General features: G+C 70.8%; 11 protein-coding genes and 2 tRNA genes. 5 read left to right on the top strand and 8 right to left on the bottom strand.

Going from position 1 to position 14,155, the window contains the following annotated elements; translation table 11 throughout:
- Positions 1-117 precede the first annotated feature (117 nt).
- The 6 genes from OV090_RS01535 to OV090_RS01510 form a co-directional block, all read right to left on the bottom strand.
- Positions 118-1,110, bottom strand: a complete 993-nt coding sequence (locus OV090_RS01535; protein WP_267701652.1) for a hypothetical protein — start codon at positions 1,108-1,110, stop codon at positions 118-120.
- A gap of 25 nt (positions 1,111-1,135) precedes the next feature.
- On the bottom strand, positions 1,136-1,798 hold the full coding sequence (locus OV090_RS01530; RefSeq protein ID WP_267701651.1) for a hypothetical protein: 663 nt from the start codon (positions 1,796-1,798) through the stop codon (positions 1,136-1,138).
- A 98-nt stretch (positions 1,799-1,896) separates the two neighbouring features.
- Positions 1,897-2,868: an N-formylglutamate amidohydrolase gene (locus OV090_RS01525; RefSeq protein ID WP_267701650.1), complete on the bottom strand. Its 972-nt coding sequence runs from the start codon at positions 2,866-2,868 to the stop codon at positions 1,897-1,899.
- The gene (locus tag OV090_RS50420) at positions 2,865-4,706 is read right to left on the bottom strand and encodes a hypothetical protein (protein ID WP_267701649.1); all 1,842 of its coding nucleotides are present in this window, start codon (positions 4,704-4,706) and stop codon (positions 2,865-2,867) included. The genes OV090_RS01525 and OV090_RS50420 overlap by 4 nt, the downstream gene beginning before the upstream one ends.
- 305 nt (positions 4,707-5,011) lie before the next feature.
- Positions 5,012-5,083 (bottom strand) — tRNA-Glu (locus OV090_RS01515).
- A 21-nt stretch (positions 5,084-5,104) separates the two neighbouring features.
- Positions 5,105-5,175, bottom strand: a tRNA-Gln gene (locus OV090_RS01510).
- Positions 5,176-5,359: 184 nt separating this feature from the next.
- Between OV090_RS01510 and ggt the strand changes: the two genes are divergently transcribed.
- Positions 5,360-7,177: a gamma-glutamyltransferase gene (ggt, locus tag OV090_RS01505; protein WP_267701648.1), complete on the top strand. Its 1,818-nt coding sequence runs from the start codon at positions 5,360-5,362 to the stop codon at positions 7,175-7,177.
- Positions 7,178-7,298: 121 nt separating this feature from the next.
- Here the strand turns inward: ggt and OV090_RS01500 are convergent, their stop codons facing one another.
- Positions 7,299-8,774: a metallophosphoesterase gene (locus OV090_RS01500; RefSeq protein ID WP_267707047.1), complete on the bottom strand. Its 1,476-nt coding sequence runs from the start codon at positions 8,772-8,774 to the stop codon at positions 7,299-7,301.
- Between the two features lie 104 nt (positions 8,775-8,878).
- On the opposite strand from OV090_RS01500, the gene OV090_RS01495 reads away from it, so the two are divergent.
- The 3 genes from OV090_RS01495 (at position 8,879) to OV090_RS01485 (ending at position 11,933) form a co-directional block, all read left to right on the top strand.
- A complete protein-coding gene (locus tag OV090_RS01495) occupies positions 8,879-10,984 on the top strand; it encodes a (Fe-S)-binding protein (RefSeq protein ID WP_267701647.1) in 2,106 nt (701 codons plus the stop codon).
- A gap of 35 nt (positions 10,985-11,019) precedes the next feature.
- On the top strand, positions 11,020-11,319 hold the full coding sequence (locus OV090_RS01490; RefSeq protein WP_276604490.1) for a BolA family protein: 300 nt from the start codon (positions 11,020-11,022) through the stop codon (positions 11,317-11,319).
- 128 nt (positions 11,320-11,447) lie between these two features.
- Positions 11,448-11,933, top strand: coding sequence for a lipocalin family protein (locus OV090_RS01485; protein WP_267701645.1), 486 nt, complete (start codon positions 11,448-11,450; stop codon positions 11,931-11,933).
- Between the two features lie 120 nt (positions 11,934-12,053).
- Here the strand turns inward: OV090_RS01485 and purM are convergent, their stop codons facing one another.
- Positions 12,054-13,157 (bottom strand): phosphoribosylformylglycinamidine cyclo-ligase, encoded by a 1,104-nt coding sequence (gene purM / locus OV090_RS01480; protein ID WP_267701644.1) that lies wholly within the window; start codon positions 13,155-13,157, stop codon positions 12,054-12,056.
- Positions 13,158-13,256: 99 nt separating this feature from the next.
- On the opposite strand from purM, the gene accD reads away from it, so the two are divergent.
- Entirely contained in the window at positions 13,257-14,150 is an 894-nt protein-coding gene (gene accD / locus OV090_RS01475; RefSeq protein ID WP_267701643.1) for an acetyl-CoA carboxylase, carboxyltransferase subunit beta, read from the top strand.
- Positions 14,151-14,155: the final 5 nt, after the last annotated feature.

Here is a 14,155-nt window from a genome sequence, read left to right as displayed (position 1 = left end):
GCGAAGGCGACCTCGGAAGGTCGCCCCACACCCAGAGTCCCGATCTCACGGTCCAGACGGGCCCGCAGAAGGGCCCGCTCGTCGCTCACGGCCATGCGTGAAGTCTAGCTGCGCCGACTAGAAGCGCAGCGCGAAGGAGCCGGCAGCGCCGCCACCCGGCAGAGGCGCCGCGCCGAGGCCGGTGACCTCGAGCCGCTTCTTGCCGGCGTAGAAGCCCTTGCCCTTCTTCTTGTTGGTGCGATCGACGGCGATCATGGCGATGCCGCCGACCAGCAGCGCGCCGCCCGCCGCGATGAGGATCGGCGTGACGAGGTTGAGGGTCTTGAGCGAGTTGAAGTCGTCGTCGACGTCGCCGGTGTACTGACCCTGCGGGAAGGTCGTGATGAGGCCGCCGGGCGCGGCGGCCTCTTCGATACCGCTGGCCCGGTTCTTGGCGCCCACGAGGGTGCCGATGCCGCCGCCGACGGCGCCGACGCCGAGCACGGCGAGCACGACGCCGCCGATGAACAGGCCGGACACGCCGCGCTTCTTCGGCGCGTCGTCCTCTTCAGCGCTGCTGCTGCCGCCGCCGTTCTTGCGCTTCTGCAGCAGCGGGTCCTCCTCGTCGGTCGCGGGGCGCGACGAGGTGTTGTTGTTGTTCGTGGGCGTGGGCGCGGCTGCCGGACCGCCGGTGACACACTCGGGGTTGTTATCGGACTTCTGCAGCAGCTCCTGCGCCTTCTTGCGCAGGTCGGCGTTGTTCTGCTCTTTGACGAGGAACAGCTCGAGGTACTGCTTGACGCGAGCGCAGTCCTTCAGCTCCCACGCGTCCTGGCCGATGTTGAAGGCGAAGATGTGCTTGTCGGGCGCGAAGTTGTAGGCCTGCTCGAACCGGATGACCGAGTTGTAGTAGTCCTCGCGGTCGTGCGCGGCCTTGGCCTCGCCGAACAGCCTCTTGGCCCAGGTGAGGCGCTCTTCCTGAGACAGGGTGCTCGGGTCGGGCGGCGCCTCGGGCTGGACGCCGTTGCCGCCCGGCGGGGGCGGAGGCGGCGGACCGGCCCAGGCGACGGAGGTGGGCAGCGCGAGAGTGGTGCAGAGGAGGGCAGACAGCGAGACGCGCAGGATCGACATGGGCAGGTCGTTTCTCTCTGGTTGCTCAGCCGAACGGATCGGCGACTTCGCTCTTCTTCTTGGGCTCGGCCTTCTTGGCGCCGCCGCCTCCACCGCCGCCGCTGGGCTTCTTGGTCTTCTTGACCGCCTTCTTCGCGTCGGGCGTGGCTGCAGCGTTCGGATCGGGCTGGCCCGGCGTGGCGACGCCAGGCTGCGGGGGCGCGTTGGGATCGACCTGGCCGGGCGTGACGACGCCGGGCTGACCCGGGACGTTCGGCTGGCCCGGCAATGGCTGACCCGGGACGTTCGGCTGACCCGCGACGCCAGGCTGTCCCGGCTGATTGGGCGCGGCCACCGGCGGCGGCTGGACCGGAGGCGTGGGCTCCTTGGTCTCGACCTTCGCGGGCGTCGGCGCCGGCGGGGGCGGCGGATCGGGCTTCAGAATCATCGCCAGCGCGACCGCGATGCCGGCGACGGCGAGGCCGCCACCCAACGCCATCGCCAGGATCGGCTTCTGCGGCGGCGGAGCCTCCTGCACGGGCGCAGCGTAGGTCTCAGGCTGCGGGGGCGGCTCTGGCGGCGGCGGCGGTGGCGGAGGCTCGGGCTCCGGCACCATGGTCGGAGTCATTGCAAGCTCGTCGACGAGCTGACCGAGCAGGTCGTCAAACGCATCGGCGTTGCCGGATGTGGTCTTCTTGGGTGCAGCCACGGTGCCTCTCCTTCAACGAAGCCGAGAGCGGTTGGTCGATGTTAGCCTCTCGGGCAGGAGCGATACAAGGGTTTGCAGAAGTGCATCGGCGAAGATGTTCACCGCGCGGCGCTTTCGCTGGTGAGGCCAAGGCCGGTCTGCGCGCTCGCCAATGCGCGCACGAGGGATTCCACACGGTCGATCAGCGCTGCCAAACGCGGGCGGCTGGGCCGGATGGGCGCGGCTCCGGCGGTCGACGCGAACGCGGCGAGCTCCGGCCACACCGCGGATCTCGCCTCGTCCATGTAAAGCGCGCGATTCACCTCGAGCTGCAACGCGTGCTGCCCGGCCTCCGGTCTGCCGAACGAGCGCACGAGTTCGCCGCCGCGGTAGGGGTCGTTGAGGCGCACGGAGAGCGTCGACCGACCGTCCGCAGACGCGCGTAGCGCCACGAGCGCCCGTTGCTGCAGCGCAGGGCTGCAGGCTCCGCCCTCGTAGGTGCCGAGGATCAGGTCGCCCGGGACGCTGCTCGGCATGCTGTGCGCGTCGAGCAGGATGGCGTGGCCGAAGCGAGCCCGTCGACGCGCGAGCAACACCGCGAGCGCGCGGTGGTAGGGCAGGTAGTAGCGGCTGAGACGCTGCGCGAACTCGGCGTACGACAGCGGGCGGTCGAGGATGGGGATGTTGCCGACTGCGTTGCCCCACACGACGCCGCGGTTCTTGGCCTGCGGGCCGCACCAGCCGCGGCGATCGGGGCGCGGGGCGGGGTGGTCCGGGACGATCTCGGGGCTCACGTCGTCGGGCGCGCGGTTGAGATCGACGAGGAGCCGGCTGTACTCGGCGCGCACGACGGCGGCGCCGAGCGCGGCGGCGCGGCTGTAGAGCAGGTGGACCTCGTAATCGGCGTTGCGGGCGAACTCCACCGCGGGTCGCGCCCGCGTGGCGTCGTTGGGCCAGGCGAGGCCGACGTGCGGCAGGCTGATGACGAGCGGGGTGATGCGCTCGGCGGGGATGAACCGGAACGGCAACGGCGTCCCCGTCGAGTGGCCGACGTCTTCGGCGGTGAGTTGCTCGAGCGCGGGTTCGATCACGGATCGCTCCAGCGCCGGCCGGACCAGGCTTCGAAGCGCGCACGGGCGGCGGGATCGGCGTCGCCGATGCGCTCGAGCTGCGGGGCGCCGCGCGCGGCGGCGAAGGCGATCGGGAGCGTCAGCACGCGCTCGCGCCGGCTGATCAGGAGCTCGGCGGGGGCGCCCGGTTGCAGGTGGTCCCATACGCGGGCGGCACGGGCGGAACGCAGGCGCAGCCAGCAGCCGCCCTGGCGGCGCGCGGCCAGCAACTCGTCCCCGGAGGCGAGGCCGGCGCGCTCGGCGGGAGAGTCGGTGCGCACGAATTCGACCCAGGGGCTGCCGGCTCGATCCTGGAGGGTGAAGCCGAGATCGATGAGGCCCGGTTGAACTGGCTTTTCGGACAGGCGAAGACCGAGCTGCGCGAGCGAGGCGAAGTCCAGCTCGATGGGCTTCGACCACAGGGCGCGGATGGCGCCGGGGACCTCGCCGAGGCCGCTCTGCTCGCCCAAGAGTCGTTCGAGATCTTCGACCGTAAAGCCTGGATAGGAATAAGTATTTGCGGTGGTCGGTCCGCGGGTCTCCAGGCGGCCGGGGCCGCGCTGCCAGAGCTCGGCGAGGACACCGTCGAGGCCGCTGCCGCTCGGGCGCAGCTCGCGGAGCCAGAGGTCGAGGAGGAGTGCGACGAGGCTGCCCTTGAGGTAGTAGCTGACCGACGCGTTGGGGCTGTCGTCCTGCGGCCGGTACAGCTTGATCCACGCGTCGAAGCTCGAGTCCTCGAGCGACTGCACGAGGCGGCCGGGGGTGTCGCGCAGGCGGCCCATCGACTCGGCGAGGCGCTGCAGGTGCGCCTTGACGCTGATCTCGCCGCTGCGGAGGACGAGGAGGCTGTCGTAGTAGCTGGTGAAGCCCTCGGCGATCCATAGCTCGCGGGTGTAGTTCTCGCGGCCGTAGTCGAACGGGCCGAGGGCGCGGGGGCGCAAGCGTTTGACGTTCCAGGCGTGGAACAGCTCGTGGCTGGCGAGCTCGAGCAGGTCGTAGACGCCGCCCTCGCTGTCGTCGTCGCGGTCGAGGTTGCCCGCGTGGACGCGCCGCGCAGCGGGCGCCCATGACTCCGGTTCGACGCCGAGGACGCTGCCGGCGAGGTGCTCGAGGCCGCCGCGCGCGCCCACGGCGGCGTGGACGAGGAAGGTGTAGTGGTCGTAGGGGCGCGCGGGCCAGAAGCGCTCGACCTGGTCGACGACGCAGGCGAGGCGCGGGAGGACGAAGTCGGGGAAGGGCTCGCCCCACACGGCCAGGCGCACGTGCTCGCACGGCGTGGGGAGGTGGGTGATCGAAAGGAGGCCGGCCTCGATCGGGGTGTCGAAGAGGGCGTCGAGGTCGGGGAGATCGACCTCGAAGTGGCCGGGGCCGCGACGCTCCTGGCGGTCAGGGTCGGCGGCCAGGCTGACCGCGGTCCAGCCGGGCAACAGCTCGACGGCGACGCGGAACGGGCCGGCGTGACCCTCGGGGACGAGGAACATCTGCGGCGGGTGGAGGTAGGCGTGGCTGGCGTCGTGGTGGGCGGTGCGGACGCTGAGGTCGTGGGCGTAGACGGTGTAGTCGACGACCAGCCGCTCCCCGGGGCGGGTGGCGAGCTCGAACCGGTCCTTGGCGAGCTTGCGGATCTCTCGTGGGGCGTCGCCGACGCTGGCGGCGATCGTGCGGATGTTGCGCGCGTACTCGCGGAGCACGTACGAGCCGGGGCTCCAGGTCGGCATCCAGAGCTGGCAGATCTCCCCGGTCGCGGTCAGCTCCAGGCGGACGTGGACGAGGTGCGCCCCCGGCTGCGGGAAGGTGATGCGGTAGGCGACGAGATCCACGCTCGCAGGATAGCAAGGTGGTCCGGGTCGACGAATTTTTCGCGCCTGCGTCGCCGTTCGTGGCGCCCGGAAAATCGCCTCGAAGCGGGTTCCAAGGAACACGGCCGACGCGACGACCCGCGCGCCCCCGAGCACCTTCGCCGGTGCCCGGGTGGGTCACCCGCCGGCCCGCTGGTCCTCCGACCTCAACGTGTGACCCATCACGCCGCAGCGAGCAGTCGCTGCGGCGTCGTTTTTTGGGCCGCCGGAGTTCGTGAGACCAAAAGAGGAAAGCCCTCAGCGGGTGCTGAGGGCTTTCGAGTGAGTGACCCTGTCGGGACTTGAACCCGAGCTTTCGGCGTGAGAGGCCAACGTCCTAACCGCTAGACTACAGGGCCAGAAACCTTCGGACGTGGTAGTTCGGGGACAGGGATTCGAACCCCGATAGGCGGTACCAGAAACCGCAGTCCTACCATTAGACGATCCCCGAAGAAGGGCGAGGCGCCGAGGGGGGTGTTGGTGGCTCGAACCGAGTCGGTTTGGGCCGCCCCCTGGGCGCGTCCGAGGTGGGGGGAGGATGCTCCAAGCCTCTCGGAGTGTCAAGCACGAATTCGGGCCGACGCGAGGGTGCGAATGGCGCGACAGTCCGAGGGAGGCCATGTAAGGTTCCGGCCATGCCTGCGCCTTCAAAATCGTCCGTATCCCTGGCTCTGACGCTCTGGCTCGTCGCGGGGGCGCTGGCGTGCAGGCCCGCCACCCCTGCGGCGACCCCGACTCCCGGCCCGTCGAACGCGCCGGCCGCGCAAGAATCGGTCGAGCACGGGGCCGCCAGCGGGAGATCGCTCCCCGAGAAGGATGCGAGCGATCCCGCGACGGCGGTGGGGATTCACGGGGCGGTGACCTCCGCCGAGCGCCACGCCAGCGAGGTCGGCGTGGCGATCTTGAAGAAGGGCGGCAACGCGGTCGACGCGGCGGTGGCGGTGGGCCTGGCCCTGGCGGTGACCCACCCGAGCGCGGGCAACCTCGGCGGGGGCGGGTTCATGGTCATCCGCATGGCCGACGGTCGCACCGCCGCGATCGACTACCGCGAGGTCGCGCCGGCGGCGGCTACGCCGACCATGTATCTCGACGCCAAGGGCAACCCGACCCGCGAGAGCGTCGAGGGGCCGAAGGCGGCGGGGATCCCGGGGACCGTCGCGGGACTGGCGCTGGCCCACGAACAATTCGGCAGCCTGCCGTGGCGAGATCTCGTGCTGCCGGCAGTGGCGCTGGCGCGCGACGGTCACGAGCTCGACAGCTTCCACGCCGAGGATCTCACCACCGGCAGCGAGCGAATGCTGAAGCTCGGTTACAAGGACGCTGCGGCGATCTACCGTCGGCCCTCGGGCGAGACCTTCGTGACTGGGGACGTGTGGAAGCAGCCGGACCTGGCGCGCACGCTCGAGACGATCGCCGACCAGGGACCGCGGGCGTTCTACGAGGGGCCGCTGGCCGACAAGCTGGCGCGCGAGGTCAAGGCGCTGGGAGGGATCTGGAGCGCCGACGATCTCAAGGCGTACCGCGCGGTCGCCCGCGAGCCGATCACCTTCAAGTACCGCGACCACGACGTGATCACGATGCCGCCGCCGTCCGGGGGCGGGGTGGTCCTGCGCCAGCTGCTGGCGGCGCGCGAGATCCTGAAGATCTACGAGAAGCCGTGGCTCAGCGTCGACGAGCTGCACCTCTACGTCGAGTCGGCGCGGCGCACCTATGCCGACCGCAACTTCCTGCTCGGCGATCCGGCGTTCGTGAAGATCCCGCTGGCGCAGCTGACCGACCCGTCCTACCTGCAGTCGCGGCTGGCGGACATCGACCCGAACAAGGCGACGCCGTCGTCGAAGATCGCGGCGGGGATCGGCACCAAGACGTCGATGCAGACCACGCACTACTCGGTGGTCGACGTGCTCGGCAACGCGGTCGCCAACACCTACACGCTCAACACCGGCTTCGGCGCCAAGGTGGTCGTGCCGGGCACGGGGGTGCTGCTCAACAACGAGATGGACGACTTCTCGGTCAAGCCGGGCTCGCCCAACACGTTCGGGCTGGTGCAGGGCGAGCAGAACAAGATCGAGCCGGGCAAGCGCATGCTGTCGAGCATGAGCCCGACGATCCTCGTCAAGGACGGCAAGCTGCGTGCGGTGGTCGGCACGCCCGGGGGCTCGACGATCTCGACGACGGTGACCCAGATCGTGCGGGCGCTCATCGACTACGGGGCGACCATCGACCAGGCGGTGAAGGCGCCGCGGGTTCATCATCAATGGATGCCGGACCGGATCGTCACCGAGCCGACCCTCGACCCCGCGACGGTCGAGGGGCTCAAGGCCAAGGGGCACACGATCGCCGAGTGGCCGTCGATCGGCCACGCCAACTCGATCGAGGTCGATCCGAAGACGCAGGGCTATCGCGCGGTCGCCGACATCGCCCGCGACGGCGGCGCGGCTGTCGCCTACTGAGCGCGAACGCAGGCGGCGTAGCGGTCCGCGAGTACGCGTCGGCCGTCCCCAGCGGTCGGCGTTTGCGGTCCGTGGCTCCGCGGCAATCTGGCTCTCAAGACATGTCTAGAAGGACATGCTCTCAAGCACCTGTCGTCACGGGCATGTCCGAGAGCGAGCGGTCGGCGACGACCTCGTCGCTGGGGCGCGCGGACGGGGCCGGGGGTAGGGGGGCGGCGTCGAGGACGACCACTGCGTCGTTGCGCCAGGCGCGGAGCTCGACCTTCTCGAGGCGGCCGGTGGCGTGGTCGCGGCGGACGACCAGGTGGGAGCCGTCGAGGAAGCAGCCGCTGTTGGCGTAGACGACCTCGTCGTTGCGGGCGATCACGCCGTTGTGGCTGTGGCCCATGAGGACCAGGGGCACGCCGGTGGCGCGGCCGACGTCGCAGGCGACGCGGGCCATGTCGTCGGCGATGGCCCGCGGGCGGCGGCGCTTGCGGAGGCGGCGGATCGACAGCCAGCCGAGCAGGGCGCCGGCGGCGAGGCCGGCGACGGTCGGGGCGCCGACCGCCGCGGCGAGGCCGACGCCGATCCCGAGGCAGGCGAGGACGCTGAGGATCGCGTCGAGGGCGGTGATCCGGAGGACGCCGGCGACGGTGGCCGACGCGGGGGGCGGGGCCATCGACTGCAGCGCGGTCAGGGTGCTCATCTGCAGGCCGGCGGTGGCGGCGATCCGCTCGAGGCGGGCGACGTGCATCGCCTGGCCGGCGCGATCGACCCGGCCGGTGCGGGCCCACAGCGCCAGCAGGCGGAAGGCCATCCGGAAGTACAGCATGATCGCGTAGAGGATGAAGCGAAGGCCGCGGGCCCAGGCCCAGCGGATGTAGTCCCACGGGGTGATGAACTTGTCGGCCGCGTCGTAGTCGATCTCCGGCATCGCGTTGGTGAAGCTGCGCGTCGCCACCTCCGCCAGCGACTGGACCAGGCGGCCGCCGCGCGTCGGGGCCAGCATCTGTCCCGTGTGACAGGCGGCGTCGAACACGTGTCCATGCTCGATCCACACGCCGCCGGCTTCGCACAGGAACCACGGCACGAACCGCACGCGCGCGACCTGGTCGAGGCGCGGGCTGCCCGTGTGCGTGATCGTGAGGGAGGCCTCGCCCAGGCCGGCGTAGAGGCGTTCGGTGAGGGCGCGGCGGACGCCGGGGTAGAGGAACTCGGCGTCGTGGTTGCCGACCACGAACACGATGTTGTGGCCGGCTGCGAGGAAGCGGACCAGCGCGTCCTCGACGCCCGGGTAGGCGTCGAGCACGGCGTGGAGGCGATGGACCGCGAGGGCCTCGCCGACGAGGCGCTTCTCCTGGCCGACCTCGACGTTCCAGAAGTCGATGAAGTCGCCGTTGATGACGAGCTGCCAGCGCCCGGAGCCGCGGGCGTAGTGGTCGAGGAAGCGGGGCAGGCCGCGGTCGATGTCGACGGCGAGGTGGACGTACTCGCCGCGCATCCGCGGTTTGAGGTGGGATCCGAGGTGGAGGTCGCTGATGAGGAGCAGGTCGGGCGCGCGGCCACGGGGGCCGGGAGACGGCTCGCGGTCGGGGCGCTGATCGGACGGGACCATCACGGAAAATGCGGGAGAATTCGCCGGGGCGCGGTCTCGCGCGCAGAGGCGAACGCTGGCCTCTGCCCTGTGGTATAGCGTGCTTGCCCAAAGCCCGCCCTGCCATGCTCAAGCAGATCGCTTTCGCCGCCGCCGTCGCGTTCTCGCTCGGCCTCTTCACCTACTCCGTGTCGGCGCTGGTCCGCACCGTCGCGCTCGGCCGCCCGTCGGATCTCAAGGAGACCTGGGCCCAGCGGATCGCCAGCCTGATGGCCTTCTTCTTCGGCCAGGGCAAGGTCGTCGAGGAGAAGCGGAGCTGGCACCACCTGCCCATCTACTGGGGCTTCCTCATCCTGACGATCGCCACGGTCGACATGGGCCTGTCCGGCCTGTTCGGCCCGGGCATGAACCTCTCGCTGCTCATGCCCGACGCGGTCTACCGCGGCGTGATGGCGGTGGTCGACGTCGCCAACGTGATCGTCGTCGCCGCGATCGCCTACGCGATCACGCGCCGCTTCATCCGCCCGCCGTTCGTGCCGCTGAGCCTCGACGCGATGCTGATCCTGTCGGCGATCAGCCTGCTGTGCATCAGCCACTTCGGCCACCATGCGTTCGAGATCGCGGGATCGGGGCACTACGCCGGCGGGGCGCCGGTGTCCGCGGCGATCAGCGGCCTGTTCAAGGGGATGGACCCGCACTTCGCCCACATCGCTTCGGAGGTGTGTTGGTGGGTCCACATGGGCATCGTCCTGGCCTTCCTCAACTACCTGCCGTTCTCGAAGCACATCCACGTGCTGACCTCGGCGCCGAACATCCTGCTGCGCCGCCAGGGCCAGCGCGGGGCGATGCCGAAGGCCAAGCTGTTCGACGGCGAGCCGACCGACCCCAACGCCGAGCCGCTGTTCGACAACTGGGGCGTGGGCAAGGTCGAGGACTTCACCTGGAAGAGCCTCCTCGACAACTACTCGTGCACCGAGTGCGCTCGCTGCACGATGTACTGCCCGGCGTTCGCGACCGAGAAGCCGTTGTCGCCGATGCACCTCATCCACGACCTCAAGGACGAGATGAAGGAGCGCGGCAAGCTGCTGGTCAAGCTGCAGAAGGCGGGCGGCTCGCTCAAGGACGACGCGGCGGAGGGGCCGAACAAGTCGATCATCGACAAGATCAAGGCCGACCTCGGGGCCCTGCCGCCGCTGGTCGGTGGCCGCGTCAAGGACGCGACGCTGTGGGCCTGCACGACCTGCGGGGCGTGCCAGGAGGTGTGCCCGGTGTTCATCGAGCACCCGCTGAAGATCCTGCAGATGCGCCAGCACATCGTGCTCAACGACGAGTCGGGCCGCACGCCCGGCGAGGTCACGCGCGTGCTCGGCAACATCGAGGGCGCCGGCAACCCGTGGAGCCTGCCGCAGGACGACCGCATGAAGTGGGCCGAGGGGCTCGAGGTGCCGCTCATCGACGACGTGCCGGACGCCGAGTACCTGCTGTTCGTCGGCTGCGCCGGCGCCTACGACGACAACGCCAAGAAGACCACGCGCGCGCTGGCCAGGGTGCTGCAGGCCGCGAACGTGAAGTTCGCGGTGCTCGGCAAGCGCGAGAAGTGCACCGGCGACACGCTGCGTCGCCTCGGCGCCGAGATGGCGTTCCAGACGCTGGCGCAGGAGAACGTCGACACCCTCAACGAGGCCAAGGTCACCAAGGTGATCGCCTCGTGCCCGCACTGCTTCCACACGATCAAGAACGAGTACCCGCAGTTCGGCGGCAACTACGAGGTCATCCACCACAGCCAGCTCATCACGCACCTGCTGCAGGCGGGCAAGCTCAAGCTCGACCACACCAGCGAGCGCACGTTCACGTACCACGACTCGTGCTACCTGGGCCGCTGGAACGGAGTCTACGACGCGCCGCGCGAGATCCTCGAGCACGCGACCCGCGGCAAGGGCAAGGTCCAGGAGCTGCAGCGCAACCGCGAGCACGGGTTCTGCTGCGGCGCCGGCGGTGGCCGTATGTGGATGGAGGAGGAGCCGGCCAAGCGCGTCAACATCAACCGCGCCAAGGAGGTCGCCGAGGGCGGCGCCAACGCGGTCGCGGTCGGCTGCCCGTTCTGCCACACGATGCTGTCCGACGGCCTCAAGGCGCTCGGCAAGGACGAGGCAGTCGAGGTCATGGACCTCGCGGTGGTGGTCGCCCAGCAGCTTCCGCCCGAGGCGCCGCGCCCGGAGGCGAGCGCGTGAGCGAGGCTGTCCCTTCGGGCAGGCGGGCGCGGGCGCTGAGCGAGGCGCTGACGGCCGCGTTCGCGCCCGAGCACCTCGAGGTGCGCGACGAGAGCCACATGCACGCGGTTCCGAAGGGCGCGGAGAGCCACTTCCGCGTGGTGGTGGTCAGCGCCGGCTTCGCCGGCAAGTCGCTGGTGGCGCGCCACCGCGAGGTCAACGCGGCCGCGGCCGAGGAGCTGCGCTCCGGGCTGCACGCGCTGGCGATCGAGGCGCTGACGCCCGAGCAGTGGCAGGCCCGCGGCGGGCAGGCGGCCAAGAGCCCGCCCTGCCTCGGCGGCAGCAAGGCCGGCTGAGCCGGAGCCTGCGGCGATCTGTCTTTCGGGGCAGGTCCTTCGGGCGAGGTCTTCTCCCCGCGAGCGAGAGGGCGCCTCGCGCTCGATTGGCGTTGCTGCCGGCGACGAGCTCTGTTAGCGTCGCCGTCATGCGTCGGTCGGTGATGAGCGTCTTGCTGGTGACGGCGGCGTGCGAAAGCAAAAGCGAGTCGCCGCCGGCCGCGTCGAGGGCGGAGGAGGCGGGCGCGCACGACCTCGTGAAGACCGCCGAGGAGCTGGTGAACCAGCCGCCGGAGCCGATCCCGGCCGCCACCAAGCAGGCGGCCGTCGACCCGAAGGGGCTGCTCGGCACCTGGAACATCCGGCACATCGTGTACATCCAGGACGGCAAGCCGCGCCCGCCGGAGCAGCCGATCGTCGAGGGCGCCTGGACCTTCGAGGACGGCGGACGCTTCGTGAAGAAGGGCGGCAACGAGGCCGAGGGGACGTTCGTCCTGACCGCGGACGGGCTCGTGATCTCGGCGTTCGGCACGGTCGAGTACTCGCTCGACAAGCTGACGGCGACCGAGCTGGTCGTGACTCAGATGATCACGGAGAACATGGGCTCCACGACGGTGCTCGATCGCGTGCCGTAGCGGGCGCGAGCGCCGGCCAGACGCCCGGCCTGCCGGCGCACATGTCTCGAGAGACAGCTTCCTCGCAGGCCCGGCCGCCTGGCCCGAGGGACAGAATCAGCTGTCCCGCGGGACAGCCGATTACTCGACCTCGACTGCGCCGCCCATCCAGCTCGCGCCGGACAGGCGCACCTGCGGCGCGACGGCGGCGGGGCGGGGGAGCACGCGGCCGAGCGTGTACGGCTCCTCGCCGATGGCAGCCAGCGCGCCGCGGACGACGTCGACGTGCGCGGGATCGACGTACAGCAGCATGCCGACGCCGCAGTTGAAGGTGCGCAGCAGCTCGCGCACGCCGACGCCCTGGGCGGCGATCGCGGCGAGCACGGGCGGGAGCTCGAGCGACGAGAGGTCGAGCTCGAGCGCGAGGTCGTCGGCGAGCGCGCGCGCCGGGTTCTCGAGCAGGCCGCCGCCGGTAATGTGCGCGGCGCCGTGCAGCGGGGCGTGCTCGAGCCCTCGCAGGGCCGCGAACGCAGGCTCGTAGATCCGTGTCGGCGCGAGCAGGGCCTCGCCGACGCTGCGGCCGGCGGGATCGCCCGGCAGGCGATCGGCGAACGACAGGCCGGCGTGGGCGGGGTCCAGCAGGGCCTTGCGCGCGAGGCTGTAGCCGTTGCTGTGGAGCCCGCTCGAGCGCAGGCCGAGGACGACGTCGCCGCTCTTCACGCGGGTGGGGCCGAGCATCTTGCTGCGATCGACGACGCCGACGGCGAACGCGGCGAGGTCGTAGTGGTCAGGGGCGTAGAGGCCGGGCAGCTCGGCCGTCTCGCCGCCGAGCAGGGCGCAGCGGGCCTGCTTGCAGCCGTCGACGATGCCGCTCACGAGGGCCTCGATGCGCTCGGGCACGACCCGGTCGCAGGCGATGTAGTCGAGCACGAAGAGCGTGCTCGCGCCGGTGACCAGCAGATCGTTGACGTTCATAGCCACGAGGTCGACGCCGACGGTGTCGTGGCGGTCGAGCGCGATCGCCACGAGCAACTTCGTGCCCACGCCGTCGGTGCAGGCGACGAGCACGGGATCGCCGACGCCCGTGGGCAAGCCCATGAGCCCGGCGAAGCCGCCGATGTCGCCGATCTGCTCGGGCCGGCGTGTCCCGGCCACGAGGCGCTTGATCCGCCGCACGGCTTCGTTGCCGGCGCTGATGTCGACGCCCGCGCCCTTGTAAGTGAGAGGGTCCTTGCGATCCTGCACGGGCATGACGCGTACCAAGGCGCGGGCCTCGCGGCAACGGCCTTGAAAAGGCGCCGGGTCGCGGCGATGATTCGCCCCGGCAAGGGAGCCGAAATTCGCATGGCGTGGTGGCGACGCAAAAAGCAGGCGCTCGAGCAGACGAGCGAGAGCAACAAGGTGTCCGTCCCGCGCGGCTTGTGGACCAAGTGCGACGCGTGCGGTGAGATCACGTACACCGCGGAGTTCGTGCAGAACCTCCGCGTCTGCCCGGTGTGCGGGCACCACCACGTGATGCCGACGAAGGAGCGGATCGCGGCGATGCTCGACCGGGACTCCTGGCAGCCGCTGGACCTCGAGCTGCGCTCGGGAGATCCGCTCGGCTTCCGCGACCAGGCGGCCTACAGCGACCGCGTCGCCAAGGCCGACCGCAGCGTCGGCCCGACCGACGCGTTCACCGCCGGCTTCGGCACCATCGACGGCCTCGACGTCAGCGCCGGCTTCTTCGTGTTCGAGTACATGGGCGGCTCGATGGGCTCGGTGGTCGGCGAGAAGGTCACCCGCGTGTTCGAGCGGGCGCTCGAGCGCAAGATCCCCGCGGTCATCTTCAGCGCGTCCGGCGGGGCCCGCATGCAGGAGGGCATCCTGTCGCTCATGCAGATGGCCAAGACCTCGGCCGCCCGCGGCCGCCTGCGCGCCGCCGGGATCCCGTACGTCTCGGTCTGCCTGCACCCGACCACCGGCGGCGTGGCGGCCAGCTTCGCCATGCTCGGCGACGTCATCCTCGCCGAGCCGCGGGCGCTGGTCGGGTTCGCCGGGCCGCGCGTGGTCCAGCAGACGATCGGCCAGGAGCTGCCCCCGGGCTTCCAGCGCGCCGAGTTCCTGCTCGAGCACGGCATGCTCGACCGCATCGTCGGCCGCCTCGAGCTGCGCGAGCAGCTGGGCCTGATGCTGCGCCTGCTGGCCGGCGCGCCGGCCAAGGCGGCCGCAGCGCTGCCGCCGGCGCCGGCTGGCTGATCGGA

It is taken from the genome of Nannocystis sp. RBIL2 (assembly GCF_026626745.1).
Taxonomy (GTDB): domain Bacteria; phylum Myxococcota_A; class Polyangia; order Nannocystales; family Nannocystaceae; genus Nannocystis.
The sequence above is the reverse complement of the archived record's forward strand: the minus strand, read 5'-3'. Positions and strand labels throughout refer to the sequence as shown.